Annotated in this window: 23 protein-coding genes and 2 pseudogenes; 14 read left to right on the forward strand and 11 right to left on the reverse strand. The window is 58.2% G+C overall.

From position 1 onward, the window contains the following. Positions 1-198: 198 nt before the first annotated feature. The gene (locus tag WOC76_RS22270) at positions 199-2,058 is read right to left on the reverse strand and encodes a sigma-70 family RNA polymerase sigma factor (protein ID WP_341103454.1); all 1,860 of its coding nucleotides are present in this window, start codon (positions 2,056-2,058) and stop codon (positions 199-201) included. A gap of 323 nt (positions 2,059-2,381) precedes the next feature. On the opposite strand from WOC76_RS22270, the gene WOC76_RS22275 reads away from it, so the two are divergent. Both WOC76_RS22275 and WOC76_RS22280 read left to right on the forward strand, forming a co-directional pair. Continuing rightward, positions 2,382-2,855 carry a hypothetical protein gene (locus tag WOC76_RS22275; protein ID WP_341103457.1) on the forward strand — a complete coding sequence of 158 codons (474 nt, stop codon included), beginning with the start codon at positions 2,382-2,384 and terminating at the stop codon, positions 2,853-2,855. 191 nt (positions 2,856-3,046) lie between these two features. Next, positions 3,047-3,244, forward strand: a complete 198-nt coding sequence (locus tag WOC76_RS22280; protein WP_341103458.1) for a YodC family protein — start codon at positions 3,047-3,049, stop codon at positions 3,242-3,244. A gap of 151 nt (positions 3,245-3,395) precedes the next feature. On the opposite strand, the gene WOC76_RS22285 is transcribed toward WOC76_RS22280, so the two are convergent. The 3 genes from WOC76_RS22285 to WOC76_RS22295 form a co-directional block, all read right to left on the reverse strand. Continuing rightward, positions 3,396-3,521 (reverse strand): hypothetical protein, encoded by a 126-nt coding sequence (locus WOC76_RS22285; RefSeq protein ID WP_341103460.1) that lies wholly within the window; start codon positions 3,519-3,521, stop codon positions 3,396-3,398. A gap of 127 nt (positions 3,522-3,648) precedes the next feature. After that, positions 3,649-4,080, reverse strand: coding sequence for a hypothetical protein (locus tag WOC76_RS22290; RefSeq protein WP_341103462.1), 432 nt, complete (start codon positions 4,078-4,080; stop codon positions 3,649-3,651). A 351-nt stretch (positions 4,081-4,431) separates the two neighbouring features. After that, positions 4,432-4,791 carry a hypothetical protein gene (locus tag WOC76_RS22295; RefSeq protein ID WP_341103464.1) on the reverse strand — a complete coding sequence of 120 codons (360 nt, stop codon included), beginning with the start codon at positions 4,789-4,791 and terminating at the stop codon, positions 4,432-4,434. Here WOC76_RS22295 and WOC76_RS24455 point away from each other — a divergent pair. Next, positions 4,726-4,926, forward strand: coding sequence for a DUF1614 domain-containing protein (locus WOC76_RS24455; RefSeq protein WP_445730592.1), 201 nt, complete (start codon positions 4,726-4,728; stop codon positions 4,924-4,926). The two genes, WOC76_RS22295 and WOC76_RS24455, sit on opposite strands and share 66 nt — an antisense overlap. On the opposite strand, the gene WOC76_RS22300 is transcribed toward WOC76_RS24455, so the two are convergent. Together WOC76_RS22300 and thpR are read right to left on the reverse strand one after the other, a co-directional pair. After that, positions 4,846-5,667 (reverse strand): SDH family Clp fold serine proteinase, encoded by an 822-nt coding sequence (locus WOC76_RS22300; RefSeq protein ID WP_341103466.1) that lies wholly within the window; start codon positions 5,665-5,667, stop codon positions 4,846-4,848. The genes WOC76_RS24455 and WOC76_RS22300 overlap by 81 nt on opposite strands. 179 nt (positions 5,668-5,846) lie before the next feature. Continuing rightward, complete coding sequence (thpR, locus tag WOC76_RS22305; protein ID WP_341431601.1) at positions 5,847-6,470, reverse strand: RNA 2',3'-cyclic phosphodiesterase; 624 nt, start codon at positions 6,468-6,470, stop codon at positions 5,847-5,849. Between the two features lie 53 nt (positions 6,471-6,523). Here thpR and WOC76_RS22310 point away from each other — a divergent pair, with 53 nt between their 5' ends. The 6 genes from WOC76_RS22310 (at position 6,524) to WOC76_RS22335 (ending at position 12,471) form a co-directional block, all read left to right on the forward strand. Beyond that, positions 6,524-7,063 (forward strand): THUMP domain-containing protein, encoded by a 540-nt coding sequence (locus WOC76_RS22310; protein ID WP_341103470.1) that lies wholly within the window; start codon positions 6,524-6,526, stop codon positions 7,061-7,063. 458 nt (positions 7,064-7,521) lie between these two features. Then, entirely contained in the window at positions 7,522-8,088 is a 567-nt protein-coding gene (locus tag WOC76_RS22315; protein WP_341103472.1) for a hypothetical protein, read from the forward strand. A 12-nt stretch (positions 8,089-8,100) separates the two neighbouring features. Then, positions 8,101-8,928, forward strand: a complete 828-nt coding sequence (locus WOC76_RS22320; protein WP_341103473.1) for a CheR family methyltransferase — start codon at positions 8,101-8,103, stop codon at positions 8,926-8,928. A gap of 133 nt (positions 8,929-9,061) precedes the next feature. Continuing rightward, positions 9,062-9,313, forward strand: coding sequence for a YdcH family protein (locus WOC76_RS22325; protein ID WP_341103475.1), 252 nt, complete (start codon positions 9,062-9,064; stop codon positions 9,311-9,313). Between the two features lie 64 nt (positions 9,314-9,377). After that, entirely contained in the window at positions 9,378-11,186 is a 1,809-nt protein-coding gene (locus tag WOC76_RS22330) for an adenosylcobalamin-dependent ribonucleoside-diphosphate reductase (protein WP_341431602.1), read from the forward strand. Positions 11,187-11,256: 70 nt separating this feature from the next. Then, the gene (locus tag WOC76_RS22335; RefSeq protein WP_341431603.1) at positions 11,257-12,471 is read left to right on the forward strand and encodes a hypothetical protein; all 1,215 of its coding nucleotides are present in this window, start codon (positions 11,257-11,259) and stop codon (positions 12,469-12,471) included. A 67-nt stretch (positions 12,472-12,538) separates the two neighbouring features. Here WOC76_RS22335 and WOC76_RS22340 read toward each other — a convergent pair whose 3' ends face one another. Continuing rightward, positions 12,539-13,240: a YwaF family protein gene (locus WOC76_RS22340; RefSeq protein ID WP_341103481.1), complete on the reverse strand. Its 702-nt coding sequence runs from the start codon at positions 13,238-13,240 to the stop codon at positions 12,539-12,541. A gap of 259 nt (positions 13,241-13,499) precedes the next feature. Continuing rightward, positions 13,500-14,579, reverse strand: coding sequence for an RNA 3'-terminal phosphate cyclase (gene rtcA / locus WOC76_RS22345; protein WP_341390170.1), 1,080 nt, complete (start codon positions 14,577-14,579; stop codon positions 13,500-13,502). 49 nt (positions 14,580-14,628) lie between these two features. On the opposite strand from rtcA, the pseudogene WOC76_RS22350 reads away from it, so the two are divergent. After that, positions 14,629-14,939, forward strand: a pseudogene (locus WOC76_RS22350) (TCP-1/cpn60 chaperonin family protein); the annotation flags it as partial. A 218-nt stretch (positions 14,940-15,157) separates the two neighbouring features. Here WOC76_RS22350 and WOC76_RS22355 read toward each other — a convergent pair. The 3 genes and pseudogenes from WOC76_RS22355 to WOC76_RS22365 all read right to left on the reverse strand — a co-directional run bounded on the left by WOC76_RS22355 (position 15,158) and on the right by WOC76_RS22365 (position 19,732). Further along, entirely contained in the window at positions 15,158-17,035 is a 1,878-nt protein-coding gene (locus WOC76_RS22355) for an ABC transporter ATP-binding protein/permease (RefSeq protein ID WP_341103484.1), read from the reverse strand. A gap of 119 nt (positions 17,036-17,154) precedes the next feature. Next, positions 17,155-18,252, reverse strand: a complete 1,098-nt coding sequence (locus WOC76_RS22360; protein ID WP_341103485.1) for an alpha/beta fold hydrolase — start codon at positions 18,250-18,252, stop codon at positions 17,155-17,157. A gap of 530 nt (positions 18,253-18,782) precedes the next feature. Next, a pseudogene (locus WOC76_RS22365) lies at positions 18,783-19,732 on the reverse strand (IS1595 family transposase). A 423-nt stretch (positions 19,733-20,155) separates the two neighbouring features. On the opposite strand from WOC76_RS22365, the gene WOC76_RS22370 reads away from it, so the two are divergent. From WOC76_RS22370 to WOC76_RS22385, 4 genes are all read left to right on the forward strand, one after another. Beyond that, positions 20,156-20,557, forward strand: coding sequence for a DUF3775 domain-containing protein (locus tag WOC76_RS22370; protein ID WP_341103486.1), 402 nt, complete (start codon positions 20,156-20,158; stop codon positions 20,555-20,557). Positions 20,558-20,693: 136 nt separating this feature from the next. Then, a complete protein-coding gene (locus tag WOC76_RS22375) occupies positions 20,694-21,113 on the forward strand; it encodes an Hsp20/alpha crystallin family protein (protein WP_341103487.1) in 420 nt (139 codons plus the stop codon). Between the two features lie 7 nt (positions 21,114-21,120). Then, positions 21,121-23,478 carry an endopeptidase La gene (gene lon / locus WOC76_RS22380; RefSeq protein ID WP_341103618.1) on the forward strand — a complete coding sequence of 786 codons (2,358 nt, stop codon included), beginning with the start codon at positions 21,121-21,123 and terminating at the stop codon, positions 23,476-23,478. 74 nt (positions 23,479-23,552) lie between these two features. Further along, positions 23,553-24,353: an Fpg/Nei family DNA glycosylase gene (locus WOC76_RS22385; protein ID WP_341103488.1), complete on the forward strand. Its 801-nt coding sequence runs from the start codon at positions 23,553-23,555 to the stop codon at positions 24,351-24,353. Positions 24,354-24,445: the final 92 nt, after the last annotated feature.

Genomic DNA, 24,445 nt, shown 5'->3' on the forward strand with positions numbered 1-24,445 from the left:
CTCTTCGGCGACGGAGCCAAACGCCTTCTGCTAGGTCAGCGTCAATGGAACGCGTGGGCAACCGCTGTCGCTTCGTCGGCTCCGTTTGAAGAGGCCTGCTTTCTGCCTGTCTGCCTGTCCTAGTCGGCGCCGCCCCGCACTTCAGCAAATCCGCTTGCAACACGATGCCTGGCGGCCATTTAATTTTATGCGAAAAGCTTATGCAAAACTACGGAGTTTGTGCGCTCGGGATGGCTGACGCAGCTTGTCGAGCGCCTTACTTTCAATCTGCCGAATTCTCTCCCTTGTCACTCCGAATAATTTGCCCACCTCTTCAAGCGTGTGCTCCTGCATATCGCCGATGCCGAAACGCATCTTCAGGATGCGCTGCTCGCGCGCAGTCAAGCCTTCGAGCGCTTCGGCGATATGGGTCCGGAGCGCATTGGCCTCTGCCGCCGTGTGGGGATTAATGGCGTCTGGAGCCTCGATCAGGTCGCCAAGGGTAGCGTCGCCGTCCTCGCCGACCGGAAGATCTAGAGATGTCGGCTCCCGTCCAAGGGACAGCATCCAATCGACATCCTGGCTCGAAACCCTGGCTCTCGTAGCGATTTCTTTGGCCTCGGGCAGGCGTCCCCGTTCCTGATAAAGTTTGCGCTGTTCCCGCCGGAGCTTGTTGGCTACTTCCACCATGTGCACGGGGACGCGGATTGTGTGGCCTTGATCCATGATGGCGCGCTCGATCGACTGCCGGATCCACCATGACGCATAGGTGGAGACTTTGACGCCGCGCCGGTAGTCAAACTTCTCGACAGCGCGCAGAAGCCCTAAATTCCCCTCCTGGATCAAATCGAGAAAATCCAAGGAGCAGCGGCGGCGATATTTCTTTGCAATCGAGACGACTAATCGGAGATTAGATCGCGCCAACTGCTCGCGCGCGTTGCGGACGTCTCGCTGAGCTTTCCGGACTCCAGAAACAATGTTGCGGAGCGTTGCGGTTGGCACGCCAACACGTTCCGCGATCGCCTGGATCGACCTTTGCAACTGACTCACGCGCGCTGCGTTACGCTGTTGATGATCAATGCTATCGCACTGTTCGGCTACTTGCAGGAGCTCCCTTTCGATCCTCTGGAGATTGCGCAGCTCGTCCTCGAATGTTCCGATTAGGTCCAAGACGCGATCTGGACGCAAACGCAGTTCCACGACCTCATGGCTCAATCTTGCAAGCAGGTCCTCCGATTGCGCATCGCTTACCTGGCTAAAATCCTCGCCAAGCGCAGCAAGGCGCGCTCGCCTGAGCTGAACGATCTGAGCAGAGAGCAGGGAAATGCGCTCGATGCGCGCAAGAACGGCCGGCGATAGCCGCGCCTCGCGGTCGACAAGACCGAGAGAGGGAGTCTCGGTGCCAATCGAGCAATGCGTTTCGACGTCGTTGACGCCTCCGGCGGGGCAGTCGTCAACGACTTGCGCGAGCCGATCATCGTTCCCGCGAAAAAGTGTTTCTTCAAGGAGAGAAAGATCGACGAGGTCCCGTAAGCGTCTGCGGCCTTGCCTTAGTTCATTGCCCCAATCGCGGATCTGCTGGATAAGGAGTGGAGCCTCGCAGAGACGGCGCAGAATTGCCTGCTGGCCCGCTTCGATCCGCTCACCGAGGGAGATCTCGCCTTCGCGAGATAGCAGCGGACGGTTTCCCATTTCGCGAAAATAGACGTTCATAAGATCGCGAGAGAAACCTTCCTTTCCACGCGGCGCGCTCTCCTCCCGAGTTTCACGATTAGCCGAACAGACCTCCCGGGGGGTCTCCGATAGCTTGGCCGCTTTGGGCGTCTTGGCATGATTCAGTTCGTCGAGAGGCGCTTCCGCCTCCTCGGCCGCGTAAATCATTTGGTCAATGAGAGCATCCTGGGATCCGAGGCAGACGCCCTCGTCCTCGTCGCGAAGTTGGAAATCAGATGGCAAAGCCAAAGAAGCGGTCCTCACAGTTGGCGCTGAGACGCGCGGCATCAGCACGCCGGGAATTCCACTCGAAAATTCCTTGATCCCGGCGTTGCAAGGATCGAGTCGGCCGTTTTGTGTCGCCACATCATGAGCGAATGGAAATGGGGACGGCGGCGCGCCCTACCGCGTTTAAAGCTCAGATGGCGCCTAACACTGGAAATTCAATAGGTTATCTGGATTCCGCGGACGACTTCCTGATGGCCTCACTCCGTCGCTGCCGCGGCCAAGCCACGCTGGGAAGGCGCTCGAGCTGGGGCCGCAGTTGCGGTTTGGCTTGGCTCCGCCTTGTTCACCCGGCTAGGTCGCGACATGTAATGGAGGTCAGGCGCCCTCGACGGATATCACCCTTCGGCCGCCCGGAGGACAGCTGAAGGTCCAGGTAGATTAACCTGAGAGAGGATCTTCGAATGGAAACCTACCCGATTGAAATAGAGCCAGAGCAGGTCGTCGACTGGATCATCGCGGAAAGCCGCCTTTCGCCGTCGGAATTCAAAATACGTGCAAGGCGTGCAGTCGAAGCGCGCGAGCTTCCGGGCAGGAAAGAGTTGCGACTGGGCGGCGAGGAGCGCGAAGATCTTAGCGAAATCGCCACCGTTGGCACGCTGGAAATTGCTCCTGCTCAAGCGGCGGATGGGTGGAGCTTGACTGTCGTTGTCGAGGACGAATTCGGCCCGCGCATTTTTGACGACCCAGAAGCGGTTGCGGGAGAGCGTGAAATCGACGTCGCGGCATTTTATGATTTATTCATTCGTCCGCGGCGAGGCGCTGCGACGGCTATGGCAACGGTAGATAGTCCGGCGGCCAGAGCGCGGGTGACGCGTTTAACGCAAGACATAGAAACCGACCGCCACGGATCGAGCCGTCGCGTCTCGCATCGTTGAATTGGCGGGCATTCGGCTTTGGCCGCCTGGGCCGTCGGCGACCTCGCAGAGAAAAACGAAAGGTGCTTTGATAGAAAGGCGGCCGCCAAAGAAATTAGCGCGACCCACATGTAGATGCTGAACGTCTTAAGAGCCCGCGGCAGGGGCATGGTCAAGGCCCGATATTCGAGGAATGAAGCTTTGGAGGAAAAATGAAAATGCCAGATCAAACCTTTAAGCCGGGAGAAACTGTTCGGTTGAAATCGGGCGGCCCCCTAATGACGGTCGCGTATTTCGAATCGCAAGCTCATCCTCCTTCCTTCCATGTCGTTTGGTTCGATCACGAAAACAAAAAACACGAAGCCAATTTCGTCCCGGAGACTTTAAAGCGCGACGACGGCGCGAGCTGACGGCTCTTCCGGGTGGATCCAGTCTCAGCCGAGCGACGGGCGTCAACGCTTCACTGACCGCATAGAGGCATGTTGCGCCTTATCGGCATGAGGTTTGACAGTGATCGCTTACGCCCACAGCCTCGTCTAAAACCGCGAGGTCGCCTCGGCGCTATCCACCAACCTTTCGCGGCCAAAATAGGATCGCCAGCACGATTGCCCAGACGATGCCCCAGCCGAGCCAGGTGATGTTCGGATGAGCAGCCTGCCATTCAAGAACGCGCTTATGGATGGTCATCTGTGCTTTTCCCGGATCCTTGCCGGCTTTGCCAACTTTTCCCTATCCGCTGTTTTCGACAAGGGGCGTCGGGCCCAAATCGGCGGCGCTTTGTTCCTATTCGCGCCAATCCGGCGAGGCCAGCAGTTCAGCTTTGCGGCGGACCGAGAATCTCGTGCAACGCCGCCTCGACTCGCCGCCATGTTATGGCCTGGTCGCTTTCGCCTTTCTCTTCGAGAGAGGCAGCCTTTTGAGCGGCTTCCGCAATGGCCTTTGCTCCGTGCGCGTAAAATAATTGTCGAGCGTAATCCTGAATTTCTAGCTCTTCCATCTTCGTTTTTTCCTCCGCCGTCGGCAGGCGGCGGCCACCCCCTAGGGCGGCCTGGTCGCCAGTCTTCAATATCTTGAACCCGGCCCTGTGAAGCCCATTCATCGCGGCCAGGGCAAGATGCCGACTTTCCTCCTTTTGGCGAAGGATCGGATCGCGAGGGCGCCCGCCCTCGATTCCAGGATAATCAATATTAGCCCGCTCGATTGCTCTCTGCATCACATCTAGGATTTCCCCTTCGTTCGCATCCATCGAGCAATCTCCGCGTTTTGCTGACGAATAGGAAACGTTGGGCGCATAGCGCCGGCCGTCAAGGTCCACTAACAGCAACTCGGCCGCTCGGCGCCTTTGAGAGCAGCCTGAAAGCTTGGATAGCTCCCCCCGACAGAACCTCGAACTCCATTCGCAACAAGGCCTCGGAAGCTTTCATTGTCGACGGCGAGAGGATCGGACTAATATCCAGAACGCCTTGAGCCTCCCAATTGGGATGGATTCAGTGAATGGTCGCGACAAGGAGGCCGCGCCTGCGCCTCGATGCGAGACTGATGCACCCCGTGATTCCGCGCGATACACGCGGGACAAGGCCGAGCCCCGGCACAGCGATCAATTCGAGGGGAAGCACGCGTGAATATATTCGTCTGGCTGTCCCTCGCGCTCTCGCTCCTGCTGCTCGTTTTGTTTCCCTTTGCTTTCAGCGAGGTGATGATCGTCGGGCTCGCTAAGCTTCATCTGGAGCCGCGAATTGCTATGTGGGTCGTGATATCGGTTTTTATTGGCGGCCTTATCAATATCCCGGTCACGCGCATTAAGCGGAAGGAGTAGATTGTCGTAAATCCTCTCGCCGTATTTGGCCTCTTCGGTTTCTGGCCGGAAATCCGCCGCCTTCGTCGCGAGGCGATCGTCGCTGTCAATGTCGGCGGATGTCTGATCCCGGCGGGTTTGGCAATCTATGAGCTGTTCCATCTCGTCGCGGACGATCGACCAGCGCTCTGGGCGGCGGGCGCGGCTAGCTGCGCGTTATTTGACGTTTCGAGAATGCGGGTTCGGCAGGTATTCGACGCAGGGCATTTCGAGGATAGGCTGAGGATACAGCGCTAGGAGATCCAGGACCGCGGAGGGCATGTCGGTCTTGACCGGCAATCCCATTTCCTGCGCTTCATCGGCCGTAATGGCGTAGTCGTGCGTCCATCGGCCGCTCGTCAATTTCTTGGCAAGCTCTTCTGCTGGCGCCACCCCCATTCGGTCCTGAAGCAGCCGCGTCACGGATTGTTCCTGTTGCGCAATCGCCTTCTTGGCGATGTCGGCCAGAACGAGCGTGTCGTCCTCTATTTCTTCGATCGGCTTTTGCTCTATGACACGCAGCAGAGAAACTGCGGGGAGGCCTTCCACCTGAGGATCGAGCGGACCGAGCACGGAATGAGGGCACATCACAATCTCGTCAGCCGCGAGCGCGATGAGCGTTCCGCCGGACATGGCGTAATGCGGCACGAAAACTGTCACTTTTCCTTTGTGGCCGATGAGCGCCCGCGCGATTTGCGTCGCCGCCAGATACAGGCCGCCCGGCGTGTGAAGAACGAGATCGAGAGCCATGTGTGGATCGGTCAGTTGGATGGCGCGCATCACTTCTTCTGAGTCGTTCATGTCGAGGTAGCGAATGATCGGAAGACCCAACAGGCTGACCCGCTCCTCTCTATGAACGAGCAAAATGACGCGTGACCCGCGGGCCTGCTCGATTTGCGAGATCCTGCGCCGGCGCATGCTCTCGAGAATGCGTTGTCTCAACAGCGGCTGCAGCAGGACAAAAATGCCCAACGCCCAAAAGACTACGCTCAAATCCATGAATATTGCCCTCCCCACCTTGCCGGCATAACCCGCCTCTCGATTTCGAGAACGCGCGCCTCAATCAAAATCATAAAGAAGCGCTGTCGCGCAGGCGAGCGCAATTGCACAAGCTGAAGTCGCCCTGCGCAAGAAAAACCGCCCGGTCAAAGCCTCGCCTCGGCTATGCAAGCCCTCTTTCACTGTTCCACGTCAGGGGGGCTGGCCTCGACCCCCGAGGCAGGAGGAGCGCGCTCTGCGAGCGGCGCCGACGCGAGAATTTGGTACCCCGTCGCGCCGGCAGGCGGCGATCGGAAGAACTCGACGGATTTAACCTGCTGGGTGAAGGACAGCGCCCGGTCGATCGGGTGTCGTCGGGCAATAGCCGCGCCATTTCCGCGAAGACGGGCAAGCGTCACATGCGGTCGAAACGGCCGGTCGTCGCTTTGATCGAATAGATGAAGGAGCGCGTCTCGCAAGGCATTGAGTTCATCTGGCGCCGCGCACTCCGCCCACAACAAGCGAGGCCGTTTCGCCTCGGGGCCATAATTGAGATGCTTCAACCCGAGTGCGAATTCGCCGAATTTGGAGACGATTGAGCGCATTTTCGCGATTGCTTCATCTATCGACGTCTCGTTCCACGGCGGAACCAGCGTAAGATGGATATCTCCAGGCGCCACGAATTTGACCCGCTCCTCCCGCAGCTCTTTCGCCAGACAGGCTAGTTGATCGGAGATGTTGGGCGCTACCTTCACCCCGAGAAAGACGCGCATCCCCTGAGGCGGCCCGCTCGCACTCGCGTCGTCGCGATCGTTCCCTGGCATTTGTCTGGAAGCTTTCAAGCTTCTCCCGAGCTGTCGCTTAAAGGAAGCGGTTCATGAAGGACTGGAACGTCATCATTACCATCTATCAGGATGGCTACAAACGGGCGCTCCGCGCCTTACGCGAATTTGGAGCCGCCACCGGCAGCCCTTACCACAATGTCCTGGTTATGAGAGTCGCCGATCCCTTGGCGCTGCTTGAGTCTCTTGAGAGGCGAACGACGGAGATCCCCGCCCTCGATGACGCTATTTCGAGAGTCGCGCCGGCGATGGCCAATTTCGACTTCGAGTCTGCGGATGAATTCCGACGCAAGGCCAAGGAAATGACGCTCGAATGGGCGCCGCGATTGGCTGGACGGTCCTTTCACTTGCGATTTCACCGCCGTGGAGCCGATTGTGATCTGCCGACGCCAGAGGTGGAGCGCTTTCTGGATGACGCCCTATTAGAGGGATTGCGGCAAGCAGGGACGCCCGGCGCGATATGTTTTTCCGATCCCGACGCCGTCATCGCGATCGATACGGTCGATAATCGCGCCGGCCTCGGCTTGTGGAGCCTGGAGGATCTCGCCCGCCACCATTTGTTGCGGCCGGACTAATCTCCGCTAGAAAGCGCACGGCTCATTACTCAACCCCTGCTTCGGTTGCGACGCCAGCGACGCACCGCTGTGCGGGCAAAGTCGGTCTGGGCTCATTCGGCCGCGCTTACGGCGTTCATGTTGCGCCCCCCATGGCCGATTGGCGCCAGCCTGGGCAGAATGCGCTGCCTTACTCGGCGCTCCCGCTGTCCAAAGGCGGCGATGTTGGCCTATCCGTTTTCAACGTCTCGAGTTTTTCGCGCGCGGCCTGCACATCTTCCCGCTCCCAGGGGCCAAAGCTATTCTGAGGGACGCGCCGGAGCGCGGCCGAAAGCATATTCCGGCTGCGGCGCAAGCTCCCCAGCTTCGGAGCCAAATGGCTCAAAAGCGCCCGCCTCCTGCGCCTCAGGCGGAACCGTCAATGATGGTGTGCGAAGCAGCTGTTTTCGTAGCTTCCGGATGGCGTCGAAGCTCGTCAGGTGAGTGAAGATATGGCCCTGATTATCGGTTGCGAAGAGAGAGACCGTGGGATCGTTGCGGATTCGCTGCAAGGCTTGATTGATCACGACGAGACATTCCGTGAGCAGGCGGGGATCGCCGAATTGAACGTGTCGCAGTATCTCCTCGATATTCAGGCAGTGGAGCGGCGGCATATTTCGCGACAAGTGGGACTCGCGCCCCAATTCGAAAAAGACTTGCGCGACCGGGAAAATGTGCGAGATGAGCTGGAAAATCTGAGCCGCCTCTTCAACGCTGCATTCAGCGAGAGACTCGGCCTCAATATTCGACGGGCTTTTATCGACATCCCCCTGCGACCGGAGCGCCGTAGCGATCTGGCTTTCGATCCAGCGCCGCACTTCCAGCGGCGCGCTCCGGATTTGTTCGGCGGAAAAGGTAAAGCCGACCATGCATTCCACCCCGATTGTCCTGGCCGTAGATGGCGTTCGAGATTTTCGCACAGTTTGGCGGGAGATCAACGGCGGTTGACATCGGACGCAAGGCAAGACATCGGGCTCCGGCGGCAGTCCGATCAGGGCAACGCATAAAGCGAGGCGATGATGCGCGATCAGGAACTCGTCGAGTTCTTACAATGGGGGCTGCCGCGTCTTCGCCTGCGCTGGGAAGGATTTCGCAAGGTGCGCCGTCAGGTCGGCAAACGCCTGACGCGGCGGCTTGCCGAACTCAAGCTCAGCACGCTCGATCAATACCGCCATCGCCTCGAAGACGATTCGGGCGAGTGGGACGCGTTCGATAAGCTCTGCCATATTACGATCTCCCGCCTCTATCGTGACAAGCACGTGTTCGACGTTTTGGGCGCGAGCGTTCTTCCCGAGCTGGGCGAGGCGGCGCGCCGCCAGGGCCGCGCCCTGCGATGCTGGTGCGCCGGTTGTGCTTGTGGCGAAGAAGTTTACACACTCAAGCTCCTCTGGGAGCTCGATGTGCGCCCTAGATTGCGCGGAGGGAAGCTCGAGATCGTCGGCAGCGACGCCGACCCGATTGCGCTTCGCCGCGCCGAGGAGGGCTGCTTTTCTTCGAGCAGCCTTAAGGAAGTTCCGGCGCACTGGCGTAAGGCAGCATTTCGGACAGGCGACAGCCGCTATTGCGTTCATGCAAAATATCGAGAAGGGATCGATTTCCGACTGCAGGACATAAGAGCCGAGATCCCGCCTGGACCGTTCGATTTGATCCTGTGCCGCAATCTGGTATTTACATATTTTGACCTTGAGCAGCGGCGCGAACTACTCGGCCGCATCGCTGGAGCCTTGCGCGAAGAGGGCTATCTTGTAATCGGGGCGCATGAAAAATTGCCCGACGAGAGCGGGATATTTTCGCAAATCCCTGGATGTTTAGAGATTTTCCAAAAGGCGCGTCCCTGCCGTCGCTAGCGGTACATTTCGCTGGTCAGCGACAGGTTCAAGATTAACCCCCTTGGATAGCCGACGCTCGGAACGCATATAGTCAACGCGAGCCTCTTTTTTCCGCCAGATCGGTTCGACGGCTGCACAGGAGCGTATCGCCATGATGCGAATTCCGCACGAACTGGGAGAAGAGTTTGCGCAGGATGCGCAAATAATCGAGCGGCTCTCCAAAACTGACCATCAGTTTGCGAAACTCGCGGCGAGTTACGCGGAAATCAATGAAGAAATCTACCGCATTGAATCCGAGGAAGAGCCGACGACTGACGAAGTCCTAGAGAGGCTCAAGAAACGGCGTCTCTTGCTCAAGGACCAGATCGCCGCCTTCCTCAAAAATCGGGGCCATCAAATGTAGCGACGCACGCGCGGCCGGAAACACAAGCCAGCCGTCGCTGCCGAATCTTGGCGGAGTTCTAGCCGTGGACAATGCATCCGCCGAGATTTCCCATCATATATGGGCGACAAAATACCGAGATCGCGATCGCCGAGAAGGCGCGATCGCAGATACATGGCGCCGGGTCTCTTCAGCCCTCGCCGCGGTCGAGCCCGAGGAAGGCTCCCTTTGGGAGAAGCGTTTCTTTAACGCTCTCAATGATTTCAAGTTCTTGCCCGGCGGACGAATCCTGGCCGGCGCGGGGACCGGCCGCAATGTGACGCTATTCAATTGTTTCGTAATGGGCGCGATCGAAGATTCCGTCCCTGGCATTTTTCGGGCGTTGCAAGAGGCCGCAATCACGATGCAGCAGGGGGGCGGCATCGGTCATGACTTTTCGACGCTTCGCCCGTATGGCTTTCGAGCGAGGGGGGCAGGCGGCGTCGCCTCCGGCCCCGTGTCGTTCATGGATATATGGGACGCCATGTGTGGCGCGCTTTTGTCGACCGGCGCGCGGCGGGGCGCCATGATGGCGACGCTGCGTTGCGATCATCCCGACATCCAGGCATTTGTTGCCGCCAAGCAACGGCCAGGGCGCCTACGCCACTTCAATCTCTCTGTCCTGGTTACCGACGCTTTCATGGCTGCGGTCCGAGCCGACGACGAATGGCCATTGCTGTTTCCCGATGGCGAGCCGGAGGCCGCCGGCGAAACGATTCTGCGCGAGTGGGCTGGGACAGACGCGCCCGTTCCATGCCGCATTATCCGCCGAATCCGCGCCCGCGCCCTCTGGGAGCAGATCCTCCAGGCGAATTACGATTGCGCCGAACCAGGAGTGCTATTCGTCGATCGGATCAATCAGCTCAACAATCTCTGGTATCGGGAACGAATCAGCGCGACGAACCCCTGCGGGGAGATCCCACTACCGCCTTACGGCGCTTGCGACCTGGGATCGCTCAATCTAGCGGCGTTCGTATCGGCTCCTTTCACGACCGAGGCTCGGCTCGATCTCCTGGCGCTCGCCGAGACCGCGAAGATCGCGGTACGGATGCTCGACAACGTTATTGACGCGTCGCGCTTTCCTTTGGCGGAACAAGCTGAGAGCGCCCGCGGATCCCGGCGCGTCGGGCTTGGAATCACCGGATTAGCTGACGCTTTTCTCATGCTTCGACTGCGTTACGGCGAGGATCGGTCGCTCGCCGTCGCAGCTGAAGCCATGCTTACGATCTGTCATGCAGCTTATCGAAGTTCGATTGGGCTTGCGAAGGAGAAAGGACCCTTCCCTTTCTTCGAGCGCCAGAAATATTCGCAAGGCGCGTTTATCCGCAGCTTACCGGAGGATATCCAGGAAGGGATCGCAAAGCACGGCGTCCGGAATAGCCATGTGCTCGCCATAGCGCCGACCGGGACGATCAGCCTTCTCGCTGGCAATGTCTCGAGCGGCATCGAGCCGATCTTTGGGCCTTCTTACGCGCGAAGAGTTCTTGCTGAAGATGGGACGGTGATGGAATTCGCGCTGACTGACTATGCGCTCGACCGCTGGCGGCGGAGCGCCAAGGACCCGAGGGGGCTGCCAAAGTGGTTTGTTCGGGCCGCTGAGCTGCCGGTTCGCGCCCATCTGGAAATGCAAGCAACGCTGCAGCCGTTCGTCGATAATTCAATTTCCAAAACCATCAACGTTCCAGAAGATTGCCCTTTTTCCGAATTCAGCCAAATATTCGACATCGCCTATGACCGGGGCCTGAAAGGCTGCACCACATTCAGGCCCAACCCGATCAGCGGGGCGGTTTTGAGCGCTGCCCCGGCCGAAATGAAAACGCCGCATTGTTGCGCTCTCGAACGCGAACCGGATTAAGTTTAGCCGCAGAAATGCTCGGGTTGCAGTGACCAGTATTTTTACGTGGAAGAAAGGGAGAAAACGCCGCGTGACCTGCGAGATTGCAGTTATGAACAAACGCGGCGTCGCGCTGGCGGCCGATAGCGCTGTCTCCATCGGCGACGGGCATAGGGTGTATCACACGGCGGAAAAGCTTTTCAGGCTGTCGAACGCCCCAATTGCGATCATGACTTATGGTTGCTCCGAGATGATGGGCGTCCCATGGGAAATCGTAATCAATACGTATATCGAGCAGTTTGGACCACGCCGTTTCTCGACAGTAGAGCAGTATGCCCAAGACTTTCTACGCTTTGTAGAAGCTTCGGAAATGCTCTTTCCCGCATCGGCGCAGGAGGAATGGTTCCTCAACATTGTCGAGTCGGTTTGGAGGGCCAACATTCGAGAACCGTGGCTGAAGAAGCTCGGCGGCGAGAAAAAACCCCCTTCTCCGAAAGCGTCATCGCTGCTTCTTCTAACTGTAAAGGCAGAAGCAGCCCGCTTTCAAAAAGTCCCGCAGATCGAACACTTTGGCGATGACCTTGGAGAGAAGATATTCGCAGATTACGACGAAGGACTGCGGAAACTGGAAGACACAGTTTATCCCGACGTCGACCTTACGGACGAGATCCGCGAGGGATTGAGACTGGTCGCGAAACTGATGCATACCCGACAATGGTTTCATCCTAACCATTTCAGCGGCATGGTCGTGGCCGGTTATGGCGATGCAGAACCTTTTCCCTCTCTATATATTTACAGCGTCGGAACCATCGTGTCCTCCAAGCTCAGGTGGATCAAAAACGATGAAGCGCACGTCGACCGCGCGCATCCGGTTATCGTGATTCCCTTTGCGCAGACTGACATGATAGATTTGTTTTGCAACGGCATTTACCCGACTTTGAAGGATCGGTTGGCGGAAATCATTTCTAAAAGTATGCAGCTTCAGAAGGCAACCAAATCCTCCAAGCTCGAGAGCCAAATTATGGCGAATGATATTCGAAAAATCATTGAAAGGGAATTCCAAGAAAAGTACACAGTCCCCCTGATTGGCGCTGTCGAGGCGTTGTCGCGCTACGACTTGGCGAAAATGGCGGAAGCGCTTGTCAGTTTAACTGCATTCAAAGCGCGGATGTCAGTGGAGCAACAAGAAGCAGTTGGCGGCCCAATTGATGTAGCCGTCATTTCAAAGGGCCAGGGCTTCGCTTGGGTGAAGCGAAAAAGTCCGATCGAGCATGACAATGCCGTGACCGGATTTTTGATTTCCTGAAGAGACATCGAAAATAAGTGCGCCAAAGTTCGAACGGCGCCTTAAACCGAATGACGCAGGACGTGGCTCATGAAGAGCCCCGGTTCCGCATTTCATCAAGAAGAAAAAATGGCATGTAAAATACAATGCACGAAACGATCGCGAGTAGGAGGAGCTGTGGGATGTAAAACGGCCAGGGCCACAGGTAATCTAAAAGCGAAGGATGCGATGGCTTTGCGCGCAGGTAACCGAAGTTGGTCTTGAAAATGGAATTGGCGACCAAAGCTGTAACGAGATAGAGCAAAGACCACGCAAGCACCCGCGGCACAGACATTGGGACAGGGCGCAACCCCAGGCAGAAGGTCAAATAGAGCGCCGAGGCGACCACTCCGCCATGCAGCGTGAAGAAGCTTAGAAAGTGGAGATCCGGAAACTCATACGAAAGATCGGGCGTCAGCAGCGCTTGCAGCGTCCCTGCCAGCGCCCAAAAATAGCACAATTCGTAGGTCCACTGATTGGGATAAGCCAATGTGGCCATAGTTGCGATCGCCGCCCAATTACATAGATGCATTGGCGCCGCCGTTTCGATCTTGAGTTCGCTATCGCGATACAAAAGAATAAATTTCAGAATTTCGCTGCCAAGGAGAAGCGCTGCAAGCGACCAGTCGAGCGCCCTTGTAACGCTGCCCTCGGTTAAGCGATTGACCGCGCACAGACCAAGCGGCGCCACAAAGGTCAGGAGAATCGCTCCGAGATGCGCCGTGCCGAATTGCTGAAACGCCGCAGCCATCTGCCAACTCCAAATTGCAACAGATTTGTTCAACATGCGGGGAAGACGCTGGGATTATCGTATATCTAAAGTGTTTGCTTAAAGCATGTGCGAATTTCAATCGGGCGTAAAGCGCGTAAACGCATATGCCGGAAGTTATCTGTTGGCTCCGCCTTCATAGCTGAAAGCGATTTGGCGGTGTCAAGAAAAGGCTCCATGTTCTTTTGCGGACCTGGCGCGGCGCTACTTATTGCAGTTCGAATGGCTCTGCTCGTCGGCATCACCGCCAAGCGCGGGGCTCGATGCTTACACGGTAGGGCAGCCCTGATTCAACCGTGACGTCGGCGACGCCGAATTGGCCGATCGTCCAAGCATTCGTCAGGAGGTGAGCCGTTGGTCTTGCCACCGTAAAGGTCGAAGGACTCGTTGCGAGAGCGAGAGGCGCCAGCAATTGATCGGAAAGGTGGAGTTCGATCGCCGCCCCTGAGACATGGTGCTCGAAGAAGGCGCCAACCGCGGTATCCGCGACGGCCTCGGATGGCTTCCCCAACCGGCCGAGAGCCGAGAAGCTTGCCGCCAACTCCTCATATTCAGCCGTCAAAAAGATGCCGGCGCCAGGGCAAGCGCCGCTCACGCATCGCGCCTCAAGGTCGATCGGGACGCCAAGAGCGCGCAGAGAGTCCCGCGCTCGGTCTGCCATGCGTTGTGGAATGTGATTTGGCAGGTTCGCGGCGACGGCGCGACCGGCGATCCGCCGCAGTGCGCCGCGTTGAACCAGCGCAAGCGCCATCGGCAAGCGGGCGCCGCGCTCGACCCTGCCGGGAGCGATCCGACACGCAACTTCGCCGCCGCCCGCCGGGTACCAGCCCCAACGGTTCAGTTCGGCATCGATGCAAAAGCCCATCCGGCGCAACACCGGCAGATAGGAGCTCGCGAAATGATCGAAGGGCGGCGACCATTCGACATGCGTTCCACCGCGAACGAGCAGCGTGGAGGCGCCCTCGGAAAGCGCGAGCGGAAGGACAAGCGTTTGAAGGACGAGAGTCGTCGAGCCAGCGCTGCCGCGCTCCGCCGTTGCGGCGACGTCGAAGACGTAATAATCGGGCCTCGCCGAATGGCAAGGAGCAAAGGTGAGCTCAGCCGAGCCAAGTTGATCTCCGGAAACAACCGCGCCGCTGACCGTCGCCGCCGCTCTCACAGCTGAAAGATGCTGCGGGCGCAGGCCGGGATTGCGTCGGCTGGCGCGGATGTTTTCAAGGCGAAAGGCCCGCGCCGTCACGATCGAGAGACTGAGCGCGGTCCTCAATATTTGGCCGCCGCCTTCGCCGTGCGACCCATCGATTACGAGAAGATCTGTCAACCATATCCCCAGTGCTGAAGCATCATCTGGCTCGCATTCAGGCCTGTAGGTCGCCAACTCCGACCAGTAGACGGGCGTCGAGATCGTGCGTAGGGCTATACAGGCCCCGGCGCGCCAGATCGTCGACGACGCCGGCGGCAACGGCGCTGTGGTGGTCGGCAGGCTGCTCGAGTCCGATGACTATGGCTTCGGCTTCGACGCCCAGAAGGGCGAGTTCGGCGATCTGATCAAGCTCGGCATTATCGACCCGACCAAGGTCGTGCGCACCGCGCTTCAGGACGCCGCGTCGATCGCTGGCCTGATTGTTACTACCAAAGCGACGTTCACCGGACACCGAAGAAGGAAACCACGCCGGCAGTATGGGCGGCATGGACTATTGATATTCAACTCGCTGCGCCATCTCCACGGCATGGCGCGCGATCTCGCGGAGATGGACCCGCTACTTTCCTGAGTCGGATTTTTCCACGTGATGCTTAATAATTCCAAATGAACCGCTTCCTTTATTATGGCGCCGCTCTCTACCTATCGACGAAATCGCTACGATCCTTCCGCCGAGTAGGAGCTGCAGCGAGGCGTTTTCAACGAGGCGCAAGCGACGCGAGGCGCAACTCTTTGAGCTTGCGCCAGAACGATTTTCGCAATTTCCGATTCACCACGCGCGACCCAGCGGGGCGTCTTTCGAGCAGCAGCTTTCTGTCATAGAAGTTTTCCAACGCCGGGTGGTGGCCTACGCCAATAACCGTCGCATGGGCGAGATCTTCGTTGAGCAAGCGAAGAAGCGACGCTTGACCTTCGTCGTCGATCGCCGAGGTCGCCTCGTCCAATATGATCAATTGCGGACGCTGCAACAGAAGGCGCGCAAAGGCGATCCTCTGGCGTTCGCCGCCGCACAAGACCTGATCCCAGCGCTCTACCTTATCGAGCCGCCGCGCCAAATGACCGAGTCCGCAGCAACTTAAAGTTTTATGGATTTTCTCGTCGGAGAACTCTCGTTCTGGGAGAGAATATAGAAGCACGTCTCTCAATGTGCCTGGGGGAACATAAGGCTTTTGAGGCACAAAAGCCATTGTGATGGCTTTGGGAAGCAAGATTTGTCCAGAGCCCCAGGGCCAGAGGCCTCCAATGGCGCGGACCAGGGTGCTCTTGCCGCTGCCGCTTTCTCCGCTGACAAGTATTTTTTCTCCCGGTCCAAGCTCCGCATTGGCGCCCGCAACGACGATACGGCCGTTGCGATGCGCCACGGACAGGTTTTTGATCCGCACTTTGTCGTCTTCGCTTTCCCCAAATTCGATGCCGCCGCTCTCCTCCATGATGACCGCTACGTCGAGACCTTCGAGCGCTTCGGCCAATTCGTCCACACGGTTTGCCGACGCCATCCATTCCGCCAGGCGAACGAAGTTATCTACGAACCAATTGAAAGAGACCTGGACCGTAACAAAAGCGGAGGCAGACTGCATGACGGCGCCTAGTGTGATTTCGTCGCTAAGATATTTGGGCGCCACAAGGACGAGAGGGAAAAGCGGAACGAACGCGCCATTGGCGCTTTGCACGCTTGCAATAAGACCGTTTTGCCGGATCTGATAAAGCCATGCTTTTGCGACCTCTGCGAAGCACAACATCACGTGCTTATACTCGTCTGCATCGCCTCTGGTGAGAGCAATGCTCTCCGCGTTCTCGCGTAAACGCGTGAGTTCCGAGCGGAACTGCGCCTCGCTTTCATTCTTCCGGGCCACCGCGCCGACAATCGCACGACCAGAGAGAAGCGTCGCCGACCCCGCAACCAGCGTGTACAGCAGCGCTGAGAAGGCAAGATAGCCCGGCACAGTGACCTCAAATCCGGCAATAGCGAACTTTGCCGAACCGCCGACATTCCATAGGATGCTGATAAAGACAGTAGCCGTGACGGCTGCCGTCAAGACGCCGATAGCGAACTCGGTCAATGGATCCAGCGCAAGCCGAACGTCATCGGCGATCCTGTATTCAGGAAACCTCTGCTCTTCGCTGGCAACGGTCAGGCGGTAGTAGCGCTGATCGCTGATCCACCAGCCCGCCAATTTCCCCGTCAGCCACTCGCGCCACCGGAGCTGAAGCGTCATTTTCGCGACGAGCGCCGCGCTGACTGCGCCGCCGCTGAAAAGGACGAGAATCGGCAGCATCAATACGTTGGCGGTGAGGGCCTCGATTTTCTTTTGCTCGAGGGCGTCAAAAAAATGCCTGTTCCAAAAATTCAGGCTGAGCTGGGCGGAGAGTTGAAGGCCGACGCAAATCACCACTCCGCCCGTCAACAACCAAGCAGCGCGGCGATTTTCTCCCCGCCAGAAACCGCTCGCCAAGCGAGCGAACTGCGCCCAGCGAAGGCGTGCGACTTTCCGTTCCGAACCTGCTTCGACGTCGCCCATTTTTTTAAGAACCGAGCTTGGCCATGACATTTTGGACAGGAAGGGCCCCCTTGTCACAAGGGGATCCTCCGGCCGCAGCTTATGCCGACGCGGTAACGGCTTCTACGGCGCTTTTTGGCTCGAGCGCCACTCCCAAAAATAGGTCCATGTCTGAGGCTCGAACCCACCGCGCCAGTCTAGCTATGGCATCGCAGCCAGGAAATGAGCTCCGGCCATGGGTGTTTGCGCGCTTGCAGCCCAACCAATATGCTCACATGTTGCAGACAGACGCCGACTTCAGGCGGAAAAACGATGAGCCTGGCGTCCTGGGTCGGCAAGGCGTCAATAAAGGGCTTGATCGAGGCCGGCGGCGCCACTTCGTCTTCAGCATTCGCCACGGCGAAAGTCGGAGCCGACAGGCGCGCGGGCCCTACAGTCCCCTCTCCAAAGTCTAGGATTCCGCGGCAAAAGCGATTTTCGCGATAGAGCCATTCAATGAGCTGAGTGAAAAGCTTCCCTGAAACCGCGACCTCGTCAAGCGCCCAGCGCTCGACGCGCGCATGAATTTTCATCAAGCGAGGGTCGGTGACGCTTAATGCCGCGTCCTTAAGCCTAGCCCAGATGAAGGACCGGGGGGACGCCAGCACGGTCACATGAGATAAAAGTGATCCCGCAATCGATTCCCCCTCAAATTGGGTCGAGGGAATCAGCGTGACGAGAGCGTCGCGGAAATCGCCTCCCGATTGGAAGCAAAGTGGCGCCGAGAGCAGCACCAGACCACGAACGCTTCGAGACGCATGGGCACAGGAGATGGCCGCGAGCGTGCCGCCGAGCGAATGTCCAATCAGGAAGGGCTTAGAACCCCGGCTCTCCTCGGCAATCTTCTCGAGGCATCCAAGGATCGCTTGCACGTACTCTTGCAGTCCGTTGTTGGCTGTAAGCTGAGAGACCGGCATCCATTCAAGCAGATAGACCTGCAAGCCTTGCTCCAGGCAGTAGCGGACTGCGCTCACTGCGGGAGCAATGTCCCAGATGTACGGACGCTTAATGGGCGCGGCCACAATGAGAAGGGGCGGAGAATCGGCGTTACCGCCGCAATTGCGGAGACGCCAGTAGACTCCAGCTGCAGTTACGCTATATGGGCATTCGCTCGGGTTAAGCCCCAATACTCCAAGCGCATCGCCCTGCGCTCGCCGAAAGATGTCCGTCATGGCGAACTGCGTTTGACAGAACGACCGAAACCACCGGTTTGTCGCGTTCTCGGAGATCGCCGCTAATGCTTGCGCATGTCCCATGCCAAGATCCTTAAGCCATTAGAAGTCGAATGAACCTTTTTTCATCGGCTTCTTAACCGAACATCACCGAAAAAATGCGGTCGCCACGCGCTTGAAGCCTGCATTCGAGACAGCGGAATGATTGGCGCCGACGACGTCTCCTTGCGGCGGGAGCTTCATTCTCCATTAGCAGCTAAAGCGTTTCCCGGGCTCGACAATCGCGCCCTTTTTGCTCTTCTTGCTGAGCGCCGAGCCTCGGCTGAACTCGAGTTCGCGCGCGGTCACGCCGAAGGTGTTGCGCGGGTTATAGCCAGGTTGAACGCGGCAGAACCGAAAAGATAATACTCGCGCTTCACTCCAGCTTTGACCGAGTCCTGCAACGCAGTCTGAGCGATCGCCAGGCCTGAGTTTGCTCACCGCGACAGGGCGCGTTTATTCCTCGAAGTTCGGAGGCTCCGTTTCGTCAGTTTCGACTTGCTCGACCGGCTCGTTCCCTGTCTCGGGAAGCTCCCGCTCCACATCTACCATTTCTGTTTCAATGAGTTTCCTGATTACGCCCAAACGTCAGCCAGTTTGAGCAGGCGGTAAGGCATGGGCAAAGTTCTGATCGCGACGAAGGCGAGGCGCGAGATCATTTCACCGAGATCGTATCTGCGGTTGAAGCGATATTCGAACTCGGCGAGATAACGTGGCGCATGTTTTTCCCGCACCGCGCGGTAAGTTCCGACGAACGCGGCTTTGATATTGCCCAACGCCGCATTGACCCATTTGAACGCCGGCGTCTTGGCGGCTTTGGGCCCGGAGCCAGTGACGATCGCCGTGTGCTTGCAACCGACCTCGGCTACGGCCGCGAAACATTTCAAGCCGTCTGAGAGAACCTCGGCTCCATTCTCGAGGGCCGTGCTGGCGAGCTTGCGAAGCGCCGATTTGCTGAACGCCTCGACGCGCCGCAGGATAATCTTGTGCGGCTTGCCGTCGTCCGTCGTTTCGACCGCCGCGACGAAGGGCGTCTTGCCGGCGGCGCCGCGGCCGGGCGGTCCGGAACGCTCGCCACCCAGATAGGCGTCGTCCATCTGAACTTTGCCCTTAAAGCGTTTCGTCGCGTTGCGCTCCAACATGACCTGCGCGAGTTTGTGCTTCATCTTCCAGGCCACGTTCTGTGTAATGCCGAGGCGGCGCGAGAGTTCGAGGCCGGAAATCCCCTGTTTCGATTGCGTCAAGTGATACATGGCCACAAACCAGACGCGCAGCGGCAACTTGCTCGAAGCGAAAATCGTTCCTGCCCGCACCGACGTTTGTTTACGGCAGGCGTTGCATTGAAACAGCTTCCGCGCCCCGCGGCTCACGACGCAAACGGCTCCGCCGCCGCATTCGAACATTCGAAACCGTTCGGCCAGCGCCATTTGACGAGCGCCGCGTGGCATTGCTCCTCGCTGCCATAGGCCTTGTTGAACTCGATTTCGCTGAGACCCTTCTGAAATTGCACTTTGTTGCGCGCCATCGTCGATCCCCCTCAAAAACAACATGTTCTGTGTTTGTTCTCTCAAATAATTCAAGCTGACGCAAGAGCGAAACCAGGATGAGTTTTGGAGCCGCGTCTTCGCCTTCAGAATAGGCATTGGGCCGCTTTGGCTTTCTGGGCCCGCTGAAGTCTCTTATCGCGCCGCTCCACATGGGAGGACCTCGTGTTTTTAATTGCCGCGTTTGCGCCGAAGGGACGAGGTTACGCGCAATGATGCGCATAAGCATCCGGCCCTCGACCGCTTGAACTGTAGCAGCGCGGCCTTTTCGCAAGTTGTTCCCACGGCCGCCGCGACTATTTCTCGCAGATCACAACATGCGCTGTTCGGGGTATGAAAGAACACATATTTTGAGGACATCCTTCGAGAAGGGCTACGGCCGCGCAACACAGGGAGCGATGGAAATGCCCGACATTAATTCCGAGAAAGTCTGCTTCGTGATCGTCAAGGCGCGCGAACTTGAATGCGAGGACGAGGGCGTCGAGGCAGATGCGTCCAATCCAGCAGACGACAAATCTATCAGTGTCTTGACCGAGGAGGCATATGAGACCGTGCGCTCCGAATTAACCGAATATATCGACGCGATGGACGAGGATGAGCAGTGCGAACTCGTCGCTCTGGCCTGGGTCGGCCGTGGCGACTATACAAGAGACGAATGGCCGGCGGCAGTAGCTGCGGCGAGAGAGCGACATAGCGGATCTACCTCTGAGTATCTTCTTGGGATTCCATTGCTCGCCTCTTTGCTTGAAAACGGCCTGGAGGAAGTGGGAGAGAGTTGCGAAGGCTACGCGGCTGATCGACAATGAGCAGGTAAAACTTCTCTCGCCAATAACGGGCGAAAATTAAGACGATCGGCAGCGTTGCTGCGCCGAGGGAGAGATATTTGTCGGCGCTTGAAAATCGCGCGAAAGGGACCTGATCTCGCTGGACGCCGATGAGCCCATGGACAACGACGCTATGCGAAACTGGATGTGGCTGGAGGCCTGCGAGATGTTGGTCCGCGCAGAGCGCCTCAATCGGCAATTCGTGCGGCCAATTGGCTTGGCGTTCCGACAAGTTGTCTGGGAGCCCCCGGTCGACATTCTCGAGACCGAGCGGCAAGTCATCGTGCTTGCGGCCCTACCCGGCGTCAGCGTCGAAAGGCTCGAAGTCGTGGTAGAGGCAGACCATCTGATTTTGTCAGGCGCGCGCACGCTTCCCGTTGAACTGCAAACCGCCGTCATTCATCGCCTGGAGCTTCCGCAAGGGCGCTTTGAGCGTCGTATCCGCCTTCCGGCCGGGGCCTATGGCGACGTGCACATCAGCGAGGCCGAAGGTTGCTTGTTGATCACGGTCGAAAAGGAAGGCGCGCTCGGTGGCTGAGCTAACCATTCCAGGCGAAGCAAATGAGAATGAGGGCGTGAAAGCGCCTTCTCCGCCTCTGCCGCCTGATGCTCTGATTATTGTCCCGGTCAGAAACCTGGTTTTATTCCCAGGCCATGTCGTCCCGATTACGGTTGGCCGAAAAGGCTCGGTGGCAGCAGCCCAGAGGGCTGTTCGGGACCAACGCCAGGTCGGCGTTCTCACGCAGCGTAGCCCGGACGTCGCTGAGCCGACGACTGGGGAACTGCACGGCTTTGGAACCGTTGCCAATGTCCTTCGGCTCATAACAGGTCCGGATGGCGCCAACCATCTCGTGTGCCAAGGGGAGCAACGGATCGAGGTTCTCGACTTCCTCAGCGGCTGGCCTTTTTTTGTCGCCAAGGTCTTACGGATTCCAGAGCCAAACGCGCATTCGCCGCAGATCGAGGCGCGTTTCCTGCACCTCAAAGCTCAGGCGACAGAGGCGTTGCAGTTGTTGCCACAGGCGCCCGAGGAGCTGCTGGCCGCAATACAATCGACCGAATCCCCTGGCGCCTTGGCGGACCTCGTCGCGGCCTACGTCGACTTAAAGGTCGAAGAGAGACAGCAAATTCTTGAAACCATTGACGTGGCCGCGAGGCTCGAAAAGGTTTCGCAATTGCTGGCGGAACGCATAAAAGTCCTGCGATTGACCCAAGAAATCAGGCAGCAGACGAAGGCGGCAATCGACGAACGCCAGCGCGAGGCGCTGCTTCGCGAGCAGATGGCGGCGATTCAGCGTCAACTTGGCGAAGGGGAAGGGGCCAAAGCGCAGGAAATCGCTGAACTCAGCGAGGCAGTGGCGAATGCCAAAATGCCAAAGGAAGTTGAAGAACAAGCCAGGAAAGAGCTCCGCCGATTAGAGCGCATGCCTGAAGCCGCAACCGAATATGGCATGGTGCGGACCTATCTCGATTGGCTCATCGAGCTTCCCTGGGCGCTCCCGGAGGAAGCGCCGATCGACCTTGCCGAGGCTCGGCGTGTTCTCGAAGAAGATCATTATGGACTGGAAAAGATCAAACGACGCATTATCGAATACCTCGCCGTTCGCAAGCTCGCTCCACATGGCAAGGCGCCGATTCTCTGCCTTGTCGGTCCTCCGGGCGTCGGCAAGACGTCGCTTGGTCAATCAATCGCGCGCGCGTTGAACCGAAAATTCGTGCGTGTGAGCCTTGGCGGCGTTCACGACGAAGCAGAGATCCGCGGCCATCGCCGGACTTATATCGGCGCTTTGCCGGGCAATATCATCCAGGCCGCCCGTAAAGCCGGCGCGCGAAACTGCGTGATGCTCTTGGACGAGATCGACAAGCTCGGGGCTGGGATTCACGGCGATCCCGCTGCGGCGCTGCTCGAAGTGCTCGACCCGGAACAAAACAACTCGTTCCGCGACAATTATCTTGGCGTTCCCTTCGACCTGAGCCGAGTCGTTTTCATTTCAACGGCCAATATGCTCGATACGATCCCGGGTCCGCTACGCGATCGCATGGAGACGATCAGCCTTTCCGGCTACACGGCGGACGAGAAGCTCCATATCGCGCACCGCTACCTCCTGGTGCGGCAAATCGAACGGAACGGCCTAAAACTCGACCAGCTAAAAATATCGGATGACGCTCTGCGGGAAATTATTAAGAGTTACACGCGCGAGGCTGGCGTGCGTAATCTGGAGCGCGAGATCGGCAGGACGGTTCGGTACGCCGCGGTGCGCATCGCTGAAGGACAAAGCGCGGCTGTCCTCGTTACCCCCGAAAGCCTAGCGGCTATCCTCGGGCCTCCGCAATTCGAGAGCGAATTGGCGATGCGCACGAGCATGCCCGGCGTCGCGACGGGGCTGGCTTGGACGCCGGTCGGCGGCGACATCCTGTTCATTGAAGCGACTCGCGTCCCGGGAAGCGGCAGGCTAATCCTGACCGGACAACTTGGGGAAGTCATGCGAGAAAGCGCTCAAGCGGCGCTTAGCGTCGTCAAGAATCGAGCAGAGTCTTACGGCATCGAGCCCGCAGCCTTCGAGAAGGCCGACATTCACATACACGTTCCGGCCGGCGCAATACCCAAAGACGGGCCAAGCGCCGGCGTTGCTATGTTCGTGGCGCTCGCTTCATTGTTGACGGAGCGAAGCGTGCGCGAAGATACGGCGATGACCGGCGAAATAAGCCTGCGAGGCTTGATCTTGCCCGTGGGCGGGATCAAAGAGAAAGTCATCGCCGCTCACGGAGCGGGCATCAAGCGCGTGATGTTGCCCGCGCGCAACAAGAAAGATTTTGAGGATATTCCGGAAGAAGCACGCAAAGCGCTTGAATTCCTCTGGCTTGAACGGGTCGAAGACGCCGTGTCTTTCGCGTTGCGTTAGGTGGTCAAACACGATTTTAGGACGGGTCGAAAAAATATCGTGCCCTTGGTGGCGGACTTCTCAAGAGCGCAACGATGCCTGAGCTTCCGGACGTGGAAATTTTCAGGAGAGTCGCCGATCGCTGCCGCGGGCGAAATATCGACTACGCCTTAATCGTCGATCCCGGCATTCTGAAAGGGATTTCCGCGAAAGAACTGGAACGGCGGCTCAAAGGGGAACAGTTGCGGTCCTCGCGACGCCACGGCAAGCACCTCTTTCTCGAGCTGAGCAAGCCTGGCGTTCTAGCCCTACATTTCGGCATGAACGGCTCCCTAAAGCTCGTCGAAGAGAGCGATCCGCATCCTCCCTATTGCCGGCTCGAACTCTATCTTAAGGAAGACGGCCGATTGGCTTACGTCAACCCCCGTCGCCTCGGCGGCGTCAGCCTGGCCACGAATGTCGAGGCCTTCGTGAACGAAGCAGCGCTTGGTCCCGACGCGCTGGATCCGGCGTTCGCTTCTTCGGATTTCGCGTCCATCCTCGCCAACAGCGAACGCGACGTGAAATCAGTCCTGATGGATCAGAGTTTGATGGCGGGCATCGGCAACATTTACTCCGATGAGATTCTTTTCCAGGCTCGTATCTTCCCTGGCATGGCCGCATGCCGACTGGGCCAGGAGGCGGCGCGACAGCTTTTTCGCGTTATGAGAAAGACCCTGAAAGTAGCCATCGAGAGCGGTGCAGGGTCGGAGCGCGGCGTCAAAAATTTGCCGAAGGGATTTCTCTTGATGGAGCGGTATCCCAAAGGCCTGTGCCCACATTGCGGGGCCCCGCTCGTCACCGTAAAACGCGCAGGTCGTACAAGCTACTATTGCCGGCGGTGCCAGCCCGAGTAGTTAATTTGTCGGAGGTGCAGGGATCCTAAGCTTGTCCTGCGAGGTCCGCCAGGCGGCAATCGTTCTTGACAATTACGGCGAGACGATCTTGG

The sequence above is a fragment of the Methylocystis sp. IM3 genome (assembly GCF_038070105.1).
GTDB lineage: Bacteria > Pseudomonadota > Alphaproteobacteria > Rhizobiales > Beijerinckiaceae > Methylocystis.

What these genes read in the sequence shown, in the direction of transcription:
- WOC76_RS22275 (WP_341103457.1), top strand. Translation starts at nt 2,382, where the DNA reads ATGGAAACCTACCCGATTGAAATAGAGCCAGAGCAGGTCGTCGACTGG.
- WOC76_RS22280 (WP_341103458.1), top strand. Translation starts at nt 3,047, where the DNA reads ATGAAAATGCCAGATCAAACCTTTAAGCCGGGAGAAACTGTTCGGTTG.
- WOC76_RS22285 (WP_341103460.1), bottom strand. Translation starts at nt 3,521, where the DNA reads ATGACCATCCATAAGCGCGTTCTTGAATGGCAGGCTGCTCATCCGAAC.
- WOC76_RS22290 (WP_341103462.1), bottom strand. Translation starts at nt 4,080, where the DNA reads ATGGATGCGAACGAAGGGGAAATCCTAGATGTGATGCAGAGAGCAATC.
- WOC76_RS22295 (WP_341103464.1), bottom strand. Translation starts at nt 4,791, where the DNA reads ATGGAACAGCTCATAGATTGCCAAACCCGCCGGGATCAGACATCCGCC.
- WOC76_RS22300 (WP_341103466.1), bottom strand. Translation starts at nt 5,667, where the DNA reads ATGGATTTGAGCGTAGTCTTTTGGGCGTTGGGCATTTTTGTCCTGCTG.
- thpR (WP_341431601.1), bottom strand. Translation starts at nt 6,470, where the DNA reads ATGCCAGGGAACGATCGCGACGACGCGAGTGCGAGCGGGCCGCCTCAG.
- WOC76_RS22310 (WP_341103470.1), top strand. Translation starts at nt 6,524, where the DNA reads ATGAAGGACTGGAACGTCATCATTACCATCTATCAGGATGGCTACAAA.
- WOC76_RS22320 (WP_341103473.1), top strand. Translation starts at nt 8,101, where the DNA reads ATGCGCGATCAGGAACTCGTCGAGTTCTTACAATGGGGGCTGCCGCGT.
- WOC76_RS22325 (WP_341103475.1), top strand. Translation starts at nt 9,062, where the DNA reads ATGATGCGAATTCCGCACGAACTGGGAGAAGAGTTTGCGCAGGATGCG.
- WOC76_RS22340 (WP_341103481.1), bottom strand. Translation starts at nt 13,240, where the DNA reads ATGGCTGCGGCGTTTCAGCAATTCGGCACGGCGCATCTCGGAGCGATT.
- WOC76_RS22360 (WP_341103485.1), bottom strand. Translation starts at nt 18,252, where the DNA reads ATGGGACATGCGCAAGCATTAGCGGCGATCTCCGAGAACGCGACAAAC.
- WOC76_RS22370 (WP_341103486.1), top strand. Translation starts at nt 20,156, where the DNA reads ATGCCCGACATTAATTCCGAGAAAGTCTGCTTCGTGATCGTCAAGGCG.
- WOC76_RS22375 (WP_341103487.1), top strand. Translation starts at nt 20,694, where the DNA reads ATGGACAACGACGCTATGCGAAACTGGATGTGGCTGGAGGCCTGCGAG.
- WOC76_RS22385 (WP_341103488.1), top strand. Translation starts at nt 23,553, where the DNA reads ATGCCTGAGCTTCCGGACGTGGAAATTTTCAGGAGAGTCGCCGATCGC.